23 protein-coding genes are annotated in these 19,915 nt (G+C 65.0%); 16 read left to right on the top strand and 7 right to left on the bottom strand.

Annotation, left to right across the window (positions count from 1 at the left end):
* Positions 1–87: 87 nt before the first annotated feature.
* The 3 genes from AC23D4_RS04585 to AC23D4_RS04575 form a co-directional block, all read right to left on the bottom strand.
* On the bottom strand, positions 88–867 hold the full coding sequence (locus AC23D4_RS04585; protein WP_472889273.1) for a peptidylprolyl isomerase: 780 nt from the start codon (positions 865–867) through the stop codon (positions 88–90).
* 70 nt (positions 868–937) lie between these two features.
* Entirely contained in the window at positions 938–1,222 is a 285-nt protein-coding gene (locus AC23D4_RS04580) for a BolA family protein (protein WP_472889272.1), read from the bottom strand.
* Positions 1,219–1,776 carry a septation protein A gene (locus tag AC23D4_RS04575; protein WP_472889271.1) on the bottom strand — a complete coding sequence of 186 codons (558 nt, stop codon included), beginning with the start codon at positions 1,774–1,776 and terminating at the stop codon, positions 1,219–1,221. The genes AC23D4_RS04580 and AC23D4_RS04575 overlap by 4 nt, the downstream gene beginning before the upstream one ends.
* Positions 1,777–1,909: 133 nt before the next feature.
* On the opposite strand from AC23D4_RS04575, the gene AC23D4_RS04570 reads away from it, so the two are divergent.
* Together AC23D4_RS04570 and AC23D4_RS04565 are read left to right on the top strand one after the other, a co-directional pair.
* Entirely contained in the window at positions 1,910–2,893 is a 984-nt protein-coding gene (locus tag AC23D4_RS04570) for a YcjF family protein (protein ID WP_472889270.1), read from the top strand.
* A 162-nt stretch (positions 2,894–3,055) separates the two neighbouring features.
* On the top strand, positions 3,056–3,553 hold the full coding sequence (locus AC23D4_RS04565; RefSeq protein WP_472889269.1) for a hypothetical protein: 498 nt from the start codon (positions 3,056–3,058) through the stop codon (positions 3,551–3,553).
* Positions 3,554–3,615: 62 nt separating this feature from the next.
* Here the strand turns inward: AC23D4_RS04565 and AC23D4_RS04560 are convergent, their stop codons facing one another.
* A complete protein-coding gene (locus tag AC23D4_RS04560) occupies positions 3,616–3,924 on the bottom strand; it encodes a DUF3817 domain-containing protein (RefSeq protein ID WP_472889268.1) in 309 nt (102 codons plus the stop codon).
* 111 nt (positions 3,925–4,035) lie between these two features.
* Positions 4,036–5,172, bottom strand: coding sequence for an iron-containing alcohol dehydrogenase (locus AC23D4_RS04555; RefSeq protein ID WP_472889267.1), 1,137 nt, complete (start codon positions 5,170–5,172; stop codon positions 4,036–4,038).
* A gap of 129 nt (positions 5,173–5,301) precedes the next feature.
* Between AC23D4_RS04555 and AC23D4_RS04550 the strand changes: the two genes are divergently transcribed.
* Positions 5,302–6,282, top strand: a complete 981-nt coding sequence (locus tag AC23D4_RS04550; RefSeq protein WP_472889266.1) for an alpha/beta hydrolase — start codon at positions 5,302–5,304, stop codon at positions 6,280–6,282.
* 34 nt (positions 6,283–6,316) lie between these two features.
* On the top strand, positions 6,317–7,177 hold the full coding sequence (locus tag AC23D4_RS04545; RefSeq protein WP_472889327.1) for a YbgC/FadM family acyl-CoA thioesterase: 861 nt from the start codon (positions 6,317–6,319) through the stop codon (positions 7,175–7,177).
* Position 7,178: 1 nt separating this feature from the next.
* Here the strand turns inward: AC23D4_RS04545 and AC23D4_RS04540 are convergent, their stop codons facing one another.
* Both AC23D4_RS04540 and ygfZ read right to left on the bottom strand, forming a co-directional pair.
* Positions 7,179–8,033, bottom strand: a complete 855-nt coding sequence (locus AC23D4_RS04540; protein WP_472889265.1) for an NRDE family protein — start codon at positions 8,031–8,033, stop codon at positions 7,179–7,181.
* Positions 8,034–8,064: 31 nt separating this feature from the next.
* Complete coding sequence (gene ygfZ / locus AC23D4_RS04535) at positions 8,065–9,000, bottom strand: CAF17-like 4Fe-4S cluster assembly/insertion protein YgfZ (protein ID WP_472889264.1); 936 nt, start codon at positions 8,998–9,000, stop codon at positions 8,065–8,067.
* Between the two features lie 109 nt (positions 9,001–9,109).
* Between ygfZ and mltG the strand changes: the two genes are divergently transcribed.
* From mltG to AC23D4_RS04475, 12 genes are all read left to right on the top strand, one after another.
* Entirely contained in the window at positions 9,110–10,117 is a 1,008-nt protein-coding gene (gene mltG, locus AC23D4_RS04530; RefSeq protein WP_472889263.1) for an endolytic transglycosylase MltG, read from the top strand.
* A 5-nt stretch (positions 10,118–10,122) separates the two neighbouring features.
* The gene (gene tmk, locus AC23D4_RS04525; RefSeq protein WP_472889262.1) at positions 10,123–10,806 is read left to right on the top strand and encodes a dTMP kinase; all 684 of its coding nucleotides are present in this window, start codon (positions 10,123–10,125) and stop codon (positions 10,804–10,806) included.
* Positions 10,807–10,816: 10 nt separating this feature from the next.
* Positions 10,817–11,866, top strand: a complete 1,050-nt coding sequence (locus AC23D4_RS04520; protein ID WP_472889261.1) for a DNA polymerase III subunit delta' — start codon at positions 10,817–10,819, stop codon at positions 11,864–11,866.
* 11 nt (positions 11,867–11,877) lie between these two features.
* Complete coding sequence (locus AC23D4_RS04515) at positions 11,878–12,249, top strand: PilZ domain-containing protein (protein ID WP_472889260.1); 372 nt, start codon at positions 11,878–11,880, stop codon at positions 12,247–12,249.
* A gap of 61 nt (positions 12,250–12,310) precedes the next feature.
* The gene (locus tag AC23D4_RS04510; protein ID WP_472889259.1) at positions 12,311–13,120 is read left to right on the top strand and encodes a TatD family hydrolase; all 810 of its coding nucleotides are present in this window, start codon (positions 12,311–12,313) and stop codon (positions 13,118–13,120) included.
* Positions 13,121–13,128: 8 nt separating this feature from the next.
* A complete protein-coding gene (locus AC23D4_RS04505; protein WP_472889258.1) occupies positions 13,129–13,806 on the top strand; it encodes an ankyrin repeat domain-containing protein in 678 nt (225 codons plus the stop codon).
* A 154-nt stretch (positions 13,807–13,960) separates the two neighbouring features.
* A complete protein-coding gene (locus AC23D4_RS04500) occupies positions 13,961–14,449 on the top strand; it encodes a tripartite tricarboxylate transporter TctB family protein (protein ID WP_472889257.1) in 489 nt (162 codons plus the stop codon).
* Between the two features lie 15 nt (positions 14,450–14,464).
* Positions 14,465–15,976: a tripartite tricarboxylate transporter permease gene (locus AC23D4_RS04495; protein ID WP_472889256.1), complete on the top strand. Its 1,512-nt coding sequence runs from the start codon at positions 14,465–14,467 to the stop codon at positions 15,974–15,976.
* A gap of 426 nt (positions 15,977–16,402) precedes the next feature.
* Entirely contained in the window at positions 16,403–17,257 is an 855-nt protein-coding gene (locus tag AC23D4_RS04490) for a transporter substrate-binding domain-containing protein (protein ID WP_472889254.1), read from the top strand.
* Positions 17,258–17,284: 27 nt separating this feature from the next.
* Positions 17,285–17,986, top strand: coding sequence for an ABC transporter permease (locus AC23D4_RS04485; protein WP_472889253.1), 702 nt, complete (start codon positions 17,285–17,287; stop codon positions 17,984–17,986).
* Positions 17,986–18,702 (top strand): ABC transporter permease, encoded by a 717-nt coding sequence (locus tag AC23D4_RS04480; RefSeq protein ID WP_472889252.1) that lies wholly within the window; start codon positions 17,986–17,988, stop codon positions 18,700–18,702. Before AC23D4_RS04485 ends, AC23D4_RS04480 begins: the two co-directional genes overlap by 1 nt.
* Before the next feature lie 87 nt (positions 18,703–18,789).
* Complete coding sequence (locus tag AC23D4_RS04475; protein WP_472889251.1) at positions 18,790–19,911, top strand: succinylglutamate desuccinylase/aspartoacylase family protein; 1,122 nt, start codon at positions 18,790–18,792, stop codon at positions 19,909–19,911.
* The last annotated feature ends 4 nt before the right edge of the window (positions 19,912–19,915 follow it).

The raw sequence follows: 19,915 nt of genomic DNA, 5'->3' as shown, positions 1-19,915 counted from the left end.
TTGCCGAGAATATTTGATCAAATCTGGCGATTGGACGAAAAAAAGCGCGACCCGGAGGTCGCGCCTGGGAGAGCCAGCGTCTGTTGCTTACTCCACCTTGGCCTTTTCCCGCAGGCTGGCCTGGAACGCTGCCACTTTCTGCTGTTTCATCTGCTGGGCGATCTGGTCCTTGATGTCTTCGAGCTTGGGCAGCTGGGCCTGGCGCACATCGTCCACGCGGATGATGTGCCAGCCAAACTGGCTCTTCACCGGTTCCTGTGTCATCTGGCCCTTTTCCAGCTTGACCATGGCTTCGGAGAACTCGGCCACGTAGCTGGACGCGTTGGCCCAGTCGAGGTCGCCGCCGTTGGCACCGGAGCCCGGATCCTTCGACTGCTTCTTGGCGATGTCTTCGAATTTGGCGCCGCCCTTGATGGACGCGATGACCGCTTTGGCTTCGTCTTCCTTCTCCACCAGGATGTGGCGGGCGCGGTATTCCTTGCCACCATTGCTGGCTGCGAACTTGTCGTATTCGGCCTGGATTTCAGCGTCCGTCACCGGGTTCTTCTTTTCATAGTCCGCGAACAGCGCGCGGATCAGGATGGTCTGGCGGGCCAGTTCCATCTGGTCCTTGTATTCGGGCAACGCGGCCACACCGCGTTTTTGTGCTTCCTGCATGAAGATTTCACGCAGCACGACTTCTTCTTTCAGCTGGGCACGCACCTCGTCGGTCACCGGACGGCCCGATGCCTCGATCTGCTTGGCCAGCACCTCAACCCGCGCGGTCGGCACGGCTTTGCCGTTGACAATGGCCACGTTTTGCGCAGCGGCCCAGGGAGCGGCTGCAAGAAGGACGGCCGCGGTCAGGGCCGACAGGGAAAATTTCATGGTGTTCCTCGGGTGAAAAAAACGGGGGGCCAACGGGCAGGGAGGGGTGCGAGGCCCGTGTTCTGGCTGGTCAGGTCTGGATTTCAATCGCCAGCGCGTGCAGGCCCGCGTCGGTGAATTTTTGCAGCGCATCATACACAAGCCGGTGTTGCGCCACGCGGCTTTTGCCAGCGAAGGCCAGCCCGCCGATGCGCACCCGGAAATGCGTGCCGTGGCCCAGGCCGTTGGCGCCCGCATGGCCGGCGTGGGCCGCACTTTCGTCGATCACTTCCAGCACCTCGGGCGCCAGGGCCTCGCGCAGCGTTGCTTCCAGAGCCGGGGCGGTGGTGATCACAGGGGTGGGTGTTGCGTTCATGGTTTCTGGGCTCCGTCGCCGGGGGTGTCGCCGTCTTTCAGGTAGCGCGCGATGTACAGGCCCTGACCGACGATGAAGACAATCGGGAACACATAACCCCAGAGCTTGAAGTTGACCCAGTCTTCGGTGGAGTAGTAGGCCGCCACATAGGCGTTGATGCTGGCCATGAAAAGGAAATAACCGATCCAGATCACGGTGAGCCGCGCCCACACCGCGGTGGGCAGCGTGAGCTGGCTGCCGAGCAATATCTGCAGGAAGTTCTTCTTCCAGACCCAGAGCGCCGCACCCAGCACGATCGCCATGCTCGCGTACAGCACGGTGGGTTTCCACTTGATGAAGCGCTCGTCGTGCAGCGCCAGGGTGAGGATGCCGAACACGATCACCAGCACCAGCGTGACCTTCTGCAGGGTCTGCAGCTTGCGGTCGATGGCGTAAATGAGGCCCGTCTGCACCAGCGTGGCGACCATGAGCACCGCGGTGGCGGTGTAGATGTCGTGCAGCTTGTAGGCTGCTACAAAGAGGCCGATGGGAAAGAAGTCGATGAGAAAACGCATGGTCCGATTATCGGGCTTGTGTGCCGGGTGCCGTGCGACAGGGGTTTCGCCCTGTACCCGGGTCGGTGCCGGAACTTCAAACACCATCGGTGCTCTACAGTGCTCCTTTGGCCACAACGAAGCTTCACCAACCATGCTCGCCACCGAACAACAGTCCATCCTGACCATCACCCTGCTGGCCGCGTTTGCGGACGGCCACAAGGCCGACACCGAACGTGAGGCCATCCGCAGACTGGCCGAGACGCTGGGACACGAAAGCGGCGGCGCCGGGCTGGCCCAGCTGTACCAGGACGTGCTGCTGAAACGGGTCTCGCTGGGCGACGCCGTGGCTGGCCTGGAGGACGCCGGACAACGCCAGCTCGCTTACGAGATGGCCGTGTGTGTCTGTGATGCCGACGGGCGCCAGAGTCTCGCGGAAACGGCCTTCCTGGCCGACCTGAAAGCCCGTTTGCAACTCGACGCGGCAGAGGCCTCGGCGTTCGAACGCGACGAAGCGGTGGTTCTCGATGCAGCCGACAAAGCGGCACCGATGGCCGTGCCAGCGGTCGCAACCGCCTCGACGGCGCCACCTGCGTCACAGAACGCGCCGCGGGATGCCGCCCTTGACGCCCAGCTTGACAAGACCATCCTGAACGCGGCGATGCTCAACGGTGCGCTCGAATTGCTGCCGCAATCCTGGGCCTCGATGGCCATCATTCCGCTGCAGGTGCGCATGGTCTACAACATCGGCAAGTCCCATGGCGTGGAGCTGGACCAGGGGCACATCCGCGAGTTCATCGCAGCGGCGGGCGTGGGTGCGACCTCGCAGTACATCGAGCAATTCGGTCGCAAGCTGCTCGGGGGCCTGCTGGGCAAGGTGGCCGGCCGCGCCGTGGGCGGTCTGGGCCGCGCCGCCACCGGCATGGCGTTTTCGTTTGCCACCACCTACGCCCTGGGTCAGGTGGCCAAACGTTACTACGCGGGCGGCCGGGTGATGAGCACGGCGCTGCTGCAGGAGACTTTCCAGAATCTGCTCACGCCGGCCAAGCAGTTGCAGGCGCAGTACCTGCCGCAGATCCAGGCACAGGCCCAGTCGCTGGACATGGGCAAGGTGCTGGCGATGGTGCGTGGCGGCTGAAGTCAACGGCGGATTTTGTTACAAGCACAGACACGCCGCCCTCCTGATGTCTGGCGGTTTTGCCCCAGAATCGGCAAGGGGTTTCTGTTCGCTTCCGCACGGTGGCCGAGCCACTCCCTTGTTATTGTTCGACGCACCCCATTTCACTTCAGGACACATCCTATGACGACGCACATCCGACGTGGTTTCAAACTGATCGGGCTGAGCCTGGCCATCGCCGCACTCACTGCCTGCGGCGGCAACGACGATCCCTTGCCGGGTGACACCTCGGGCGATCTGGTGGCCAAGTACATCGGCTCCTGGGAAAGCGGGTGTTATGAAGACAGTGGCGCTTCGGCCCATCTGCGCGCCGACTTCACCAAGGCTTCTGCCACCGGCTTCACCGGTGAGGTGGTGGCCTACGCCTACATCGGCACCTCGTGTTCCGGCCCGAGCGTCAAGAATGAGAAGGTGTTCACCAACATGGTCATGTCGCACGACGGCACCAAGGTGGTCGGCGGCGTGACCGCCGACAAGTTCGCCGGCACGGCCGACCAGGGTTCGGCCAAGGTGCTGCTGACCGTGAGCGGCAACACCCTTCGGATCGGCGATCCTGACGCCAGCAAGGACGCTCAGGGCTACCCCAACGCGTTTTACGACAAGTCCATGTCGCGCATCTGATTCGTTTCTGAAGAAGAGGCTTCGGCGCCCGTCACCCACCCGTCAGGTGGGTGACGGGCTTTTCATTTCACGGGCACCAGCTTGCGCCTGAAGATACCGGTCACCATCAGGGCGCCGAAAGGGACGAATGCGGCACCCAGCAGCTGCAGCGTCTCGGTCGCGGTGAGCGAGCCCTTGTTCCGGGCATTCAGCACCAGCAACGAGTACACGATGAACGCCCCGCCGTGGATCGGTCCCATGACCGACACCGCTTCGGGTAGACCAGCCAGGCGTTTGAGCGGCACGGCCACGCCCAGCAGCAGCAAAAGGGTGGCACCCTCGGCGAGGGAGGCCCAGCGCAACTGGCGCAGGCGGGAGACAGCAGGGTTCATGACGTGAAAAAAAAATGGGGCGCCAAAGCACCCCAGAAAATGAGAAACAAGATCAGTGTCGCAAGCATTGCGGCGTTGCACCTTGCTTTCCGTCAAGCGCCAGGACCCGTTTCACATCGCCGCTTCCAGCATGGCGCGGTATTCCTCCGCGCTGGCGATGCGCGGGTTGGTCTTGTGGCAGTGGTCGACCAGCGCGCCCTCGATCACCTTGTGAAACAGGTCGGGTGTCACGCCCATCGCGGCCAGTCCGCTGGGCAGACCCAGGCGGGCGTTCATGTCCTTGATCGCTTCGCCGATGTCGCTGCCGCTGGCCAGACCCATGGCGTGGGCCATGCGCTGCAGGCGGTTTTCTTTCCGGATGGATTCGGCCCCGGCGTTGAATGCGATCACCGCGGGCAGGAACATGGCGTTGAGCGTGCCGTGGTGCAGGCGCGGGTTGACGCCGCCCAGGCTGTGACTGAGTGAATGCACGCATCCCAGGCCTTTCTGGAACGCCATCGCCCCCTGCATGCTGGCACTCATCATGTTGAGCCGCGCCTCGCGGTCGCTGCCGTCTTGGGTGGCGCGCTCGATGTGCGCCCAGCCGCGCATCAATCCGTCCAGAGCAATGCCATCGGCCGGTGGGTTGAAGGCCGGCGCCATGAAGGTTTCCATGCAGTGGGCGATCGCGTCCATGCCGGTGGCCGCGGTCAACATGGGCGGCAGGCCCAGCGTGAGTTCCGGGTCGAGCAGGGCGGTCTTGGGTACCAGGTGCCAGCTGTGGAAACCGAGCTTGCGGCCATCGTCCACGATCACGATGGCGCCGCGCGCCACCTCGCTGCCGGTGCCCGCGGTGGTGGGCACGGCTATCAGCGGCGGCACGCGGTCGGTGATCTTGGGCGAGCCGCCTTCGATGGTGGCGTAGGTCTTTAGCGGGCCTTCGTGCACCGCGGCAATCGCCACGCCCTTGGCGCAGTCGATCGAGCTGCCTCCGCCGAGCGCGATCAGGCCGTCGCAGCCCTCGGCTTTGTAGACCGCCACCGCCGCGCGAACGGCGGCTTCGGTCGGGTTCGACGGCGTCTGGTCAAACACGGCGGGCTTCAGGCCGGGCAGGGCGGCGAGCGCCTTGTCCAGCAGACCCGCGGCCCTCACACCCGCGTCGGTCACGATCAGAGGTCGGTGGATGCCCACCCGTTCGCACTCGGCCTGCAGCTGCGCGAGCGCGCCGAAGTCGATCAGGATGTTGGTCACATAAAGGATCTGGGCCATGTTTGTCTCGTGTGGTTGTGGGAGGCGAAACCAAAACTATACGGCCGCGCTCTTTCGCGGCCAATGCCACCGGGGTGACCGCCGGTCGCGGAAAAGACAGCCACAATCCTGCGCACACCATTTCCACCCATGTCGCACCACCCCAACCCCCGATCCCTGCTCACGACCGCCATGCGCGGCGTGCTCGACCGCATCTCCCGCGCCGGCCACCCGCCCATGCACGCGCTTTCACCCGCGCAGGCCAAGCAGGCCTACGCCGCGGGCGCCGGGGTGCTCGACATTCCCTCGCACAAGCTGGCGCGAGTTGAAGATCTGAAGATCCCCGCGCGTGACGGCTTTGAGCTGCCTGCCCGGCTGTTCGCACCTGCTTCCGAGCACCCGCTGCCGGTGCTGCTGTACTTTCACGGCGGTGGCTTCACCGTCGGCAGCGTGGCCACCCACGAGCCCCTGTGCCGCCACCTGGCCCACCTCTCCCACTGTGCCGTGGTCTCGGTGGACTACCGATTGGCGCCCGAATGGCCATTCCCCACCGCCGTGCACGATGCCTGGGACAGCCTGGCCTGGCTGCGGGACAACGCCGCGGCGCTGCGCCTGCACGGCAGCCGGATCGCGGTGGGCGGCGACAGCGCGGGTGGCACGCTCGCTGCCGTGACGGCCATCGGCGCTCGCGACGCCGGCTGGCCGCTGGCCCTGCAACTGCTGTTCTACCCCGGCACCGCCGGCCACCAGAACACACCCAGCCACAAGACCTTCGCCAAAGGTTTTTTGCTCGAAGAGGCCCACATCACCTACTTCTTCAACCACTACCTGCGCTCGCCGCAAGATAGGGACGACTGGCGCTTCGCCCCGCTGGACGGCGTGGACGCATCCGGCCAGGTGCGCGACCTCGACGGCGTGGCCCCGGTCTGGATCGGCCTGGCCGAATGCGACCCGCTGACGGACGAAGGCGTGCAATACGCCGACCGCCTGCGCATGGCGGGTGTGCCGGTCGACCTGGAGATCTACGCCGGTGTGGTGCATGGCTTCATCCAGTTTGGCCGCGCCATCCCGCAGGCGCTGACGGCGCACAACGACGCTGCCCGTGCACTGCGCCACGCCTTCGGCACCTGATACCCACAACACGGAGACCGCCCACATGCCCCAGATGAAACGCGCCGACTTCCGTTTCTTCCACCGCCTGCGCGTGCGCTGGGCCGAGGTGGACATGCAGAAGATCGTGTTCAACGCGCACTACCTGATGTATTTCGACACCGCTATCGCCGACTACTGGCGCGCGTTGGCGCTGCCTTACGAAGAGTCGATGCACCAGCTCGACGGCGACCTCTATGTGGTCAAGGCCACGGTGGAGTTCCACGCCTCGGCGCGGGTGGACGACCAGATCGAGGTGGCGATGAAATGCAGCCGCATCGGCACTTCTTCCATGGTATTCACCGGCGCCATCTTCCGCGGCGGCGAACACCTGATCTCGTGCGAACTCGTCTACGTATTCGCCGACCCGGCCACGCAGACCTCGCGCCCGGTGCCGCCCGCGTTGCGCGACATCGTGCTCGGCTACGAGGCGGGTGAGGCCATGGTGACGATCAAGGTCGGGCGCTGGAGCGAGCTCGGCGACGATGCACGGCGCATCCGCACCGCGGTGTTTGTGGAGGAGCAGCGCATTCCCAAAGACCTGGAAAGCGACGCGGCCGACCTGACGGCGGTGCACGCCGTGGCCTACAACCGCCTGGGCCGGCCGGTGGCGACCGGGCGCTTCGTGCCACACGAGCCCGGCGTGGTGAAGGTCGGACGCCTGGCGGTGCACCGCGTGCTGCGCGGCGGCCAGCTGGGGCGCCAGGTGTTGCAGGCGCTGATGGACGCAGCCCGCGACGGCGGACAAGCCGAGGTGATGCTGCATGCCCAGCGCAGCGCCGTGGGCTTTTACGAGCGTCTGGGCTACCAGGCCCGGGGAGTGGTGTTCGAGGAGGCGGGCATCGAGCACCAGGAGATGTTCAAGTCGCTCGTCTGAATCACCAGAACAGGGTCTCGCTGCGCCGGTGGTGAGGGTTCCAGCGGTGTTCGCCGCCGGGTGCGGGCACGTGGTTCCATTCGTCCACCGCCACCCGCCAGGCCGCTGGCACCGCGCTGGTTTCGAACCTCTGCACGCTCAGGACCAGGCTGCTGCGGGTGCCATAGCCGCGCTCGGGCATGCTCACAAAGGGGCTGGACAGGCCGTGCTCCATCTCAAGCGGTACACCGGTCTGCGGCAGCTCGTGTGAGGGCATGCGCCGGGCATCGGCCAGCGCCGCGGTGAGGCTGGCGATCGGCAAGGGTGAAGAAGCGGGCTGCGCCAGACAATCACCGAGTGCCTGTTTCAGCCGTTCGCTCTTGGGCCAGGGGGTATCGAGCGCTGCATTGGACAGGCCGTAGACACCCGCCTCCAGGCGGCGGCTGTGCAGGCCGGTGGGGTGTTCGTCGTGCGGACGCTCTGGGTCGCGGTTGCCGGCCCAGGCCCAGAATTTGTTGTGGAAATCACCGACCACCAGATTGAAGCCACCGTACGCGGCCGGATCGAGGTCGTCCAGCAACGCTTGCCAGGACAACCCGCCATTCAGCCAGCGTGTGGCCAGTTCGCCCCGGCTGCGCTGGCCCGGCCCGGCGTGGGCGCTGCGCACGTTGGTGATCATGGCCACGCGGCCGGTGTCGCTGACACCGAGCCAAGTGCCGCCGTCCCGCAGGTCGCGCCCGGCCACCACCCCCGTGCCGTCGGGCAGGGTCCAGCGGTGCAGGGCTTCGGTCGGGCGGTCCAGGAATTCGTCGCGGTTGGCCGCGATCAGCAACGGACAGGCCGGGCTGGCATCGATGGCAAAGGCGATCAGGCACATGGCGGGAGGCGCCAGATGAGCGCTGGACTGCTCAGACGTCTTCGAGCAGCGGGTAGGGCAGGGGCAGCAACTGCAGCGCGGGGCCGCTGACGCTGCCCGCGTGCAGGCTGCCGCTGGTGGCCGCGCTGGTCTGCATGGACACGGTGGCGCTCCAGCCGCCAGCGGGGTTGGCTGCGGCGGCGGCCACGGTGCCGCAGGGCTGTTCGGCGTCGCTGCTGTGGAACACGTCTTGCCCCACGGTCAAGGGTTCACCGGCCTGCACCAGAAACGCACGGCGCTTGAGCGTGCCGCGGAACTGGCTGCGCGCCACCACTTCCTGGCCGGGGTAACACCCCTTCTTGAAGTTCACGCCGCCCACCGATTCGTAGTTCAGCATCTGTGGCACAAAGGCCTCGGCGATCGGCTGGGTGAGGGTGGCAACGCCGGCCATCACATCCAGCCAGGCCCAGTGGGCTTCGGGCAGGGCGTCGCCTGCGGGAGGCGGGTGGCCGGCGGGTGCCACCCACAGTGCGCGGGGCAGGCCTTGCGACGGATACAGCGCGATGGTTTGAGCGGTGCCCGGTTCTCCGGACTTGCTCCAGGGTTGGGCGTCTGCGGGCGCGGCGGACCCGCTGAGCCCCCAGACCTGAAATTCCGCGCTCGCGTCACTCAGCCGGGCCTTGGCCCGCAGCACGAACATGGACAGGCGCTTGAGCGTGGCCGGCAGCAGGTCACGGCTGCAGACCAGGAGCAGGTCGTCGTGCGCGAGCTTGAAGCCCACAAAACTCGCCAGCATGCGGCCCTTGGCCGAACAGAACGCCGCCAGCCGCGCTTCGGACAGGCCGAGCAGTGAAAAATCCTGCGTCAGCTGGCCATGCAGGAACTTCGCCGCGTCTTCACCCTGCACGCGGATGACCCCCAGTTGGGGCAACAGGGTCGCGCCTTGGAGCGCGGGCGGGGAAACGCTGGGCGGGGAGGGCGGGTTCATGGAGCTTCGGGTTGGTGGCGTGGCGGGTGGGGGTGACAGCGGTCGATTATCATCTTTGGCCCGGTTCCCTGCCGGCGACGCCACCCATCTCCTCGCACCATTCCGATTCGTGAAACGCCTACTGTTCCTGCTGTTCTGGCTGCCGCTGCTCGCGCTGGGACTGGTTGTGGGCGCTGGCTGGTGGTGGCTGCACCAGCCGCTGGTCTTGCCGGCCGATGCCAGCGCACAGGCGCCGGTGGAGTTGAACATCCCGCCAGGCAGCACCGCGCGGGACGTGGCGCAGGCCGTCAGCAACGCCGGGGTCGCCGTGCCGCCGAGCCTGCTCTACGCCTGGTTTCGTGCCTCCGGACAGGGCCGGTCGATCAAGGCGGGGGTCTACGAAATCAAACCCGGCGCCACGCCGAGCAGTCTGCTGAGCCAGCTGGTGCGCGGGGAGCAGGCGCTGCGCAGCCTCACCTTGCTGGAGGGCTGGAACGTGCGCGAAGTGCTGGCGACAGTGCGCGCTTCTCCAGATTTGAACCAGGATCTCGAGGGCCTGGACCCGGCCGAGATCATGGCCCGCATCGGCTACGCCGGGCGGCACCCCGAAGGCCGCTTTTTCCCAGACACCTACCGCATGGTCAAACACGCCACCGCGTCCAGCGTGTTGCGCCAGGCGGCCCAGGCCATGGACCAGCGCCTGGCCCAGGCCTGGGCCCAGCGCGCGCCCAGTTCGCCGCTGCGCACACCCGAAGAAGCGCTGATCCTCGCCAGCATTGTCGAAAAGGAAACCGGCACTGAAAGCGACAGGGGCTTGGTCGCCGGCGTGTTCAGCAACCGGCTGCGCATCGGCATGCGCCTGCAGACCGATCCCACCGTGATCTACGGCCTGGGTGAACGGTTCGACGGCAATCTGCGCCGGGTGCACCTTGAGACAGACAATCCCTACAACACCTACACCCGCGCCGGGCTGCCGCCCACACCGATTGCCATGCCCGGCTGGAACTCGTTGCTCGCGGCGGTACAACCGGCGGCCACGCCCGCGATGTATTTCGTGGCGCGCGGCGACGGCAGCAGCCAGTTCAGCAGCACGCTGGACGAACACAATGCCGCGGTGCGCCGTTACCAGATCAAATGACCCCAATGACCGCTCGTTCGTCTGGCCTGTTCATCTCCTTTGAAGGCATCGACGGTGCGGGCAAGTCCACCCATATCGCGGGTCTGGCCGACGCCTTCAGGGGCCAGGGCCTCACCGTGACCCTGACGCGCGAACCCGGCGGCACACCGCTGGCCGAGAAGCTGCGTGCCATGGTGCTCGGCGACGCCATGGACCCGCTCACCGAATCGCTGCTGGTGTTCGCGGCGCGGCGCGACCACCTGCTCACCGTGATCGAACCGGCACTGGCGCGCGGTGAAGTGGTGCTGTGCGACCGCTTCACCGACGCCACCTTTGCCTACCAGGGCGGTGGGCGCGGTTTTGACCCGCAGATCCTGGGCACTCTGGAGCGCTGGGTGCAGGCCACGCCCGCCATGCGGGGCAAAAGCATCCGCCAGCCCGATCTGACCGTCTGGTTCGATCTGCCGGCCGAAACCGCCGCCGCCCGCCTGGCCGACGCCCGCACGCCCGACCGTTTTGAAGCCCAGCCGGTGGCGTTTTTTCGCGCAGTGGCCGCTGGCTATGCGGCGCGTGCAGAAGCCGAGCCGCGGCGCTTTGTGCGCATCAACGCCGACCAGGCGCGCGAGCGGGTCTGGGCGGCGATCGCGGCGGTGTTTGTCCAGCGGGGCTGGTTGCCCGCCCCGGCAGCGTCCAGCCCTTCCGCCTCCTGACAAAGCGCCCATGGCCACCCGCTCAACACCTCCTGACGCAGTCACACAACCCACAGCCACCCGCCCCCTCTGGGTTCAGCGCCAGTTGCAGGCGCTGCTCGCGCAACGGGGTCATGCCTGGCTGCTGCAGGGACCGTCGGGTCTGGGGCAGTACGAGCTCGGTCTGGCGCTGGCGCAGACCTGGCTGTGCGAACAACCCACGGCGTCCGGGCCTTGCGGGGTCTGCGGCAGTTGCCACATGGTGAATACCCACGCCCACCCCGATTTTGTGGTGCTCATGCCCGAGACGGTCATGGTCGAACTCGGCTGGCCCCTGTCCGAGACCGCGCAGAAAGAGATCGACGACAAGAAGCGCAAGCCCAGCAAGGAAATCCGCGTCGAGGCCATGCGCGACACCGTGGCCTTTGCCCAGCGCACCAGTGCACGCGGGCGGGGTCTGGCGGTGCTGGTTTATCCGGCCGAGCGCATGAACCACGTGGCGGCCAACGCCTTGCTCAAGACCCTGGAAGAACCGCCCGGGGACGCCCGCTTCGTGCTCGCCAGCGAGGCCACCCACCAGTTGCTGCCCACCATCCGCAGCCGCTGCCAGACCCACGCCATGGAGTGGCCCCCGGAGCCGGAAGCCTTGCAGTGGCTCCAGGACAATGCGGTTGCCCAGAGCCGTCCCACGCCAGAGCAGGCCCAGGTCTGGCTGCGCGCGGCCGGTGGGCGCCCGGCGGATGCCCTGGCCTGGGCCGGCACCGGCCTGAACGCCAAGGCCTGGGCCGAGCTGCCTGCCGCGCTGGCCCGAGGCGACTGGAGCACGCTGGCCGGCTGGCCCGCCGCGCAGCAGCTCGAGCTGCTGCAGAAGCTCTGCCACGACCTGATGGCGCAGGCGGCCGGCGGCACGCCACGCTTCTTCAGCGCTGCGAACCTGCCGGTGGCGCCGCGCTGGGGTGTGCTGGCCAAGTGGTCGCGCGAACTGCTGGACGCGGCGCGCTCGGTGGAACATCCGTACAACCCCGGCTTGATGCAGGAAGCCTGGGCCGCGCGCACGCGGCAGGCGCTGGTTTCCCGCTAAACTTGTTGCTCATGAGCACCAGCCCCTCCGCATCCAACGCCTCTGCACGTCCGAGCGTGATCCAGCTCTCCATCAAGGAGAAAGCGGCGCTGTACGCAGCCTACATTCCGCTGTTTGCCGACGGGGGCATCTTCATTCCGTCTTCGCGCGAGTACCGCATCGGCGACGACGTCTATGTGCTGCTCAGCCTGCCCGACGACCCCCAGCGCTACCCCGTGGCCGGCAAGGTCGCCTGGGTCACACCCGCCAAGGCGCAGGGTGGGCGCACGCAAGGCGTGGGCATCCGCTTCCCGGCTGACGAAAAATCGCGCCTGCTCAAGCTCAAGATTGAAGAAATCCTGGGCACCAGCCTCGGCTCGGACCGCCCCACCCAGACCCTCTGAAACGAGGCGGTTCAAACCGCTTCCGGCGGGGCGCCCGTCTTCTCGCCGCAACCAGCCCCGTATGTTCACCGACTCCCATTGCCACCTGAATTTTCCGGAACTGCGCGGGAACCTGCCTGCGATCCTGGCCGCCATGAGCCAGGCTCAGGTGGATCGCGCCCTCTGCATCTGCACGACGCTCGACGAGTTTGACGACGTGCACGGGCTGGCGCGTGACCACGCCAACCTCTGGGCCACGGTGGGCGTGCACCCCGACAACGAAGGCGTGCAGGAGCCCACGCTGGACGACCTGCTCCAGCGCGCGGCGCTCCCGCGGGTGGTGGGCGTGGGGGAAACCGGGCTGGACTACTACCGCCTGAACGGCCGCAGCGTGGCCGACATGGCCTGGCAGCGCGATCGCTACCGCACCCACATCCGGGCCGGCCGCCAGACCGACCTGCCCCTGGTGATCCACACCCGGAGCGCGTCGGAAGACACGCTGGCGATCCTGCGCGAAGAGGGCGGCTTTGACAGCACGGCCCCTTCAGAGTGGCCCAGATCGCGGGGGGTTTTTCACTGTTTCACCGAAACCGAGGCGGTGGCCCGCGCCGCGCTGGACCTGGATTTCTACATCTCTTTCTCCGGCATCCTGACCTTTCGCAATGCCGGCGATCTGCGCGAGATCGCTCGGTTCGTGCCGCTTGACCGCATGCTGATCGAAACCGACAGCCCGTATCTGGCACCGGTACCCCACCGCGGCAAAACCAACAACCCGGCCTTCGTGCCCTTTGTGGCTCAGCAGATTGCAGAGGTCAGGGGCATGGCTGTGGAAGCCGTGGCCGACGCCACCAGCCGCAATTTTGAGCAGCTTTTCAATCGCGTTGTGGTCTGAAAATATTCATGAAACACTTTAAGTTCATTGAAAAGTTTATTGTTTTTGCATATTTTTTCGCATTTACTTCAGGAGCTGCCGCGGGCGCCTTCGAAGATTTTTTCAGCGCCGCCAAACTGGACAACGAGCCCGTGATGGTCGGGCTCACCCTGCGTGGGTTTGATCTCAACACCGTTGACCAACGCGGTGAAGGCGCGCTGCTGATCGCCGTGCGCGAGGGTTCGCGCAAGGTGGCGCTGTTCCTGCTGGAACAACCCTCGGTCAAGGTTGAGGCACGCAACCCCAACGGTGAAAGCCCGTTGATGCTGGCGGCTCTGAAGGGCGATCTGGACATGGCCAGACGCCTGATCCAGCGCAAAGCCGAGGTCAACAAACCGGGATGGACGGCCCTGCACTACGCTGCCTCCAACGCCACAGAGGCCAGCGAAGACATGGTTCGCTTGCTGCTGGAGCACCACGCCTACATCGACGCCGAATCGCCCAACCGGAGCACGCCTCTGATGATGGCAGCGCACTACGGCCACCCGGCCGTGGTGAAGCTGTTGCTGGAAGAGGGGGCCGATCCCCTGCTGCGCAACGAACAGGGCCTGACAGCGATTGATTTCGCGCGGCGGGGCGCGCGTCAGGAGGCCGCCGACCTCATCGCGTCCTTTGTGCGCAGGAAACGCCCCGCCGGCACCTGGTGACCTGCATCCCGGCGGAACGCTTCCGCTCCCGGTGAACGGCGGGAACACCTGTCGGGCAAGACTAGGTGTAATCCCTCGGTAGGTGAAACCCACAACGATTTCCTGTTGGCAGTCCTCCAGAATGCCCCACATTCCAAACAAGAGGAGATGCATCGTGGCCCTGGCCAGTCAGAAGGACTTTTTTTCGGGACTCATGTTCACCACGGTGGGTGGGTCGTTTGCCTGGGGCGCCACGGAATACACCGTGGGAGAGGGCGCCCGCATGGGGCCGGGTTACTTCCCGCTCATGCTGGGCATTCTGCTGGCGATTCTCGGCATCATCATCACGTTTCAGTCGTTCACCAAGGGCCATCCCGGCGGTGACAAGATCGGTGCGTTTGCCTGGCGCCCGCTGGGTTTCGTGCTGGGGGCCAACCTGGCCTTCGGTGCCTTGCTGGTGGGTCTGCCGTCAATCGGCTTCCCGGCCATGGGCCTGATCGTGGCGATCTATGCGCTGGTGCTCATCTCCAGCCTGGCGCAACCGGGCGCCAAGCTGAAGCCGACGCTCATTCTGGCGACGATCCTGGCAATTGGCAGCTACGGTGCTTTTGTCAAACTTTTGAGCTTGCAGTTCCCGGTGTGGCCTGCGTTCCTGACGAACTGATCACAAGGCACCACCATGGAATTGTTTGACAACCTCGCGCTGGGTTTTGGCGTCGCCTTCACCTTCCAGAACCTCATATATGCCTTCGTGGGCTGCCTGCTGGGCACGCTCATCGGGGTGTTGCCCGGCATCGGGCCGCTTGCCACCATCGCGATGCTGCTGCCCGCCACCTACGGCTTGCCGCCGGTGGCAGCGCTCATCATGCTGGCCGGCATTTATTACGGCGCGCAATACGGCGGCTCCACCACCGCCATCCTGGTCAATCTGCCGGGCGAAGCATCATCGGTGGTGACGGTCATCGATGGTTACCAGATGGCGCGCAAGGGCAGGGCAGGCCCCGCTCTGGCGGCCGCTGGTCTGGGTTCTTTTTTCGCCGGTTGCGTCGGCACACTGATCCTGGCTGCCTTCGCGCCACCGCTGACCGAGGTGGCGCTCCAGTTCGGACCCGCCGAATACTTCTCGCTCATGATCGTCGGCCTGATCGGCGCCGTGGTGCTGGCATCGGGCTCGCTGATCAAGGCCTTGGCCATGATCGTGCTGGGTCTTCTGCTGGGACTGGTGGGGACCGACGTGAACTCTGGCGTGGCGCGCTACAGCTTCGACATTCCTGAACTCACCGACGGCATCAGCTTCCTGGCCATCGCCATGGGTTTGTTCGGCTACGGCGAGATCATCAGCAACCTGTCGCGCCCCGAAGAACACCGGGAAGTCTTCACCGGCAAGGTCGAAGGCATCATGCCCACCAAGGAAGACTTCAAGAACATGTTGCCCGCCGTGCTGCGCGGCACCGCCCTGGGCTCGGCCCTGGGCATCCTGCCCGGTGGCGGTGCGCTGCTGTCGGCCTTCACGGCCTACACCCTCGAAAAGAAGATCAAGCTCAAGCCCGGTGAAGTGCCCTTTGGACAAGGCAACATCCGCGGCGTGGCAGGGCCCGAAGCGGCCAACAACGCGGGTGCGCAAACCTCGTTCATCCCGCTGCTGACACTGGGCATTCCACCCAACGCCGTGATGGCGCTGATGGTCGGCGCCATGACCATCCACAACATCCAGCCGGGCCCGCAGGTCATGACCAGCAACCCCGAGCTGTTCTGGGGCCTGATCGCCTCGATGTGGATCGGCAACGCGATGCTGATCATCCTGAACCTGCCACTGATTGGCATCTGGATCAAGCTGCTGACCGTGCCCTACCGCTGGCTGTTCCCGGCCATCGTGCTGTTCTGCGCCATCGGCGTGTACTCGACCAACAACAACAGCTTTGACATCTGGATGGTCGCGATCTTCGGTTTCATCGGCTACCTGTTCATCAAGCTCGGCTGCGAACCGGCGCCTCTGCTGCTGGGCCTGATCCTGGGCCCCATGATGGAAGAGTACCTGCGCCGCGCCATGCTGATCTCCCGCGGAGACTGGTCGGTGTTCGTGACCCGGCCGCTGTCCGCCAGCTTGTTGGCCATCGCCGCGATCCTGCTCACGGTGGTGCTGCTGCCTTCGATCAAGAAGAAACGCGAAGAGGCCTTTGTCGAGGACTGAGGTTGATCTATTGACCTGGCGGACACGCCTGGGAAGCCCGATCAGAGACATCTGATCGGGCTTTTTTGTTGGAAACGCAAGTCTTTTTGTGCGCCGATGGCCGCCACGATGAAGCTCACAGCCAGTATCGCGTTGACGTAGACCATGACCAAAAAAACGAGGGAAAATATTGCGACTGTTCCGGGTCTCTGGCGGTGTTGATCCGTCGAGCCTTGATATTCCACGATGTATATTATGTAAAGTTAAAAACACAGAAGAAGCCCCCATCTTTTCGGCCCAGATATTGCATACCGAGCTTCCGGTGTCGCCAATGCGGGGAAACACCTGCCGGCGATGCCCCGAAATTGGACTGCCCAGACCTACAATTGGTGCGCCCGTCAGGAGGCCAATCCTGTCGATCCACACACTTGATGACCAAGGACCTTCATGAAAAACCTGCTTCTTTCCCTGAGCCTGATTGGCGCAGCCACGTTGGTTGGCTGCGGTAAGACCGAAGCGCCAGCGCCTGCTGCGCCGGCACCGGCCGAGCCAGCGGCCGCGGCTCCCGCCCCCACCAGTCAATGGCCCGAGTTGCGCGTCGCCATCGACGCGACCTACAAGCCATTCACCTACAAGACCGAAGCCGGCGAACCTGCCGGTTTTGACGTGGACATCGCCAAGGCCCTGTGCGACGAGCTCAAGAGCAAGTGCGTCTTCGTCGAACAAGCCTGGGACGGCATGATCCCCGGCCTGCAAGCCAAGAAGTACGACGCCATCATCTCCTCGATGTCGATCACCGAGGAACGCAAGCAGGCCGTGGACTTCACCGGCAAGTACTACAACACGCCTTCGTGCGTGGTGGTGAAGTCGGCGCTGAACCTGGGCGCAGAAGCGGCCAACTTCAAGGGCAAGAAGCTCGGCGTGCTCAAGGCGTCCACGCAGGAGAAATACGCCATGGGTGAGCTCCAGCCCGCTGGCGCGACCATCGTGCCGTACGACGCTCAGGATCAGGTCTACCTGGACATCAAGTCCGGCCGCCTGGACGGTACCGTGGCCGATGTGGTTGAAGTCAACGGCGGTTTCCTGTCCACACCCGACGGCAAGGACTATGCCTGTGCCGGTGAGCGCGTCCCGGTCGAGTTTGAGAAGTACTTCGGCGCGGGTGTCGGCGTGGCACTCCGCAAGGAAGACACGGCTCTGCGGGATGCGCTGGACGCCGGCATCAAGGCCATTCGCGACAACGGCAAGTGGAAAGAAATCGCCGAGAAGCACGTCCCTGGCGTGGATCTCTGGGGTTCCTGAACCTGAGCGCCCGAAGGGCCTGATCCGATGACGACCTACTTTCTCAACATCCTTCAAGGACTGTTGGTCACCCTCGGTGTGTCCTTGGGCGCGCTCATCGTGGCCGCCCTGCTGGGTCTGGCCGGTGCGGCAGCCAAGCTGTCGCACCACAAAGGGCTCAACTGGGTGGGCGACATCTATTCCACCGTGATCCGGGGTGTCCCGGATCTGGTGTGGATGCTCTTGCTGTACTACGGCGGACAGATTCTGGTCAACGACATCGCGGAAGCGCTGGGCTTTCGCAGCGGTCCGCAGATCAACCCGTTTGTGGCGGGTGTGCTGACCATCGGTTTTGTGTATGGCGCCTACATGACGGAAACCTTCCGTGGCGCGATCATGAGTGTGCCCAAGGGCCAGTCGGAAGCCGGTTGGGCTTTTGGCATGAGCCGGTTCTACACGTTTCGGCGCATGGTGCTCCCGCAAATGGTGCGCTTTGCCCTGCCCAGCTTCACCAACAACTGGCTGGTGCTGTTGAAAGCCACCGCGCTGGTCTCGGTGATTGGACTGGCCGACATCACCAACCTGGCCAAACAGGCGGGCGCCGCGGCGCGTGGCCAGATCCCGGGCGCCGCCATCATCTTCATGGCCTTTGCCGGCCTGCTCTACCTGTTGATTTCCAGCATCAGCCTGCTGCTGCTGCGCCGGGCAGAAAAACGCTATTCGGTCGGCGTGAAGCGGGGAGATTTCTGATGGACAAGTTCGCCATCATCTTCCAGCCGCAAAACCTGCAGCTCTACTGGACCGGCCTGATTGCTACCATGGAGTTGCTCGGGGTCAGCCTGATCGCGGGCGCCCTGCTGACGCTGCCGCTGACGCTGATGCGCGTGTCGCGCAACCGCTGGGTGTCTTGGCCGGTCTGGCTGTTCACCTACGTGGTGCGCGGCACGCCGCTTCTGATCCAGGTCTATTTCATCTACTACGGCATCGCGCAGCTGGAGTGGGTGCAAGGCCTGTGGGACACCCACTGGCCCTTCACCTGGTTCAAGGACCCCTTCTTCTGCGCCGTGCTGGCGTTCACGCTCAACACCTGTGCCTACACCGTAGAAATGCTGGCCGGAGCCATCAAGGAAACCCCGGCGGGCGAAATCGAGGCGGCCCAGGCGGCGGGCTTCGGCAAATGGAACATGATGTTCCGCCTGATCCTGCCCAGCGCCATGCGCCGCACCCTGCCCGGCTATTCCAACGAAGTGGTCATGATGCTGCACGCGACTTCGCTGGCCAGCGTGGTGCCCGCGTTGTACGACCTGACCAATGCGGCTTACGCCATCTACAAGACCTATTACCTGGCGTTCCAGCCGTTCATCTTCGTCGCTGTCCTGTATTTCATGCTGACCTTCGCGCTGGTGTATGTGTTCCGGCTGCTGGAGCGCCGCTTTCTTGCCTATCTGCGCCCCATTGCCCACTGACACGACCACCCGTCCTGGGATAGTCTTGGCGCTGCTTGGCCATGCCGACACCGTCCCATGGCGGGCAAGCGGTCCTCGAACGTCGATATGCAACAGATCAACCACCCCCTCCTCTCGCCCGCACTGGGCACCCAGCGCCACCTGAGCAGCTGGCATTTCGGGCAGCCGGGCCAAGGTCCCAAGGTTTATGTGCAGGCGAGCCTGCACGCGGATGAACTGCCGGGCATGCTGGTCGCCCACCATTTGCGCGGCCTGCTTGAAGTGGCCGAACAGAGCGGCCAGCTGCTGGGCGAAGTCGTGCTGGTGCCGTTCGCCAACCCGATCGGCCTGGACCAGACCGCCATGCACCACCAGCTCGGGTGCTTTGAGCTGGCCAGCATGGAGAACTTCAACCGCAACTACCCGGATTTTTTTGCGCTGGTGAAGGACGAACTGGGCGACCAACTGGGTTCGAACGACGAGCAGAACAAGCGCCTGATCCGCGATGCCATGCGCCGCGCCCTGGACGCCCAGAAGCCACAAACGGAATTGCAAAGCCTGCGCCAGACATTGATGCAGTTGTCCCACGACGCCGACATCGTGCTCGACCTGCACTGCGATTACGAAGCGGTGCTGCACCTCTACGCGGAGCAGCCCATGCTCGACCAGATTGAACCGCTGGCGCGTTTCCTGGGGGCGCGGGCGTTCCTGTGGGCCAGGGGTTCCGGGCCATCGATCTCGTTTGATGAGGCGCTTTCGGGTCCCTGGTGGCGTCTGCGCGAGCACTTTGCCGACCGGTTTCCAGTGCCTCTGGCCTGCGCCAGCACCACGGTGGAGCTGCGCGGCCAGACCGATGTGTCCGAGCTGCTGGCGCACCAGGACGCGCAGGCGATTTTTCACTACCTGCAACATGTCGGCGTGCTGGGTGGCACCGTACCCGAGCTCCCACCAGCCCTGTGCGACGCCACGCCGCTGGCCGGCACGGAGTCGCTGCATGCGCCTCATCCGGGTGTGATCGCGTTTGTTGCCCAGGTGGGTGCCGTGGTCCAGGTCGGGCAGACGTTGGCCCATGTGATCGACCCGCTCACGCCGCGCACCACACCCATCCAGAGTTCGATCGACGGCGTGGTGTACGCCCGCCACAACCTGCGCTGGGCCACCAGCGGCATGGAAATCTGCCGTGTCGCCGGAGCCACCCCGATCCGTTCCGGCAACCTGCTCAGCCCTTGAATCT

This window comes from Hydrogenophaga sp. L76, assembly GCF_057654755.1.
The sequence above is the reverse complement of the archived record's forward strand: the minus strand, read 5'-3'. Positions and strand labels throughout refer to the sequence as shown.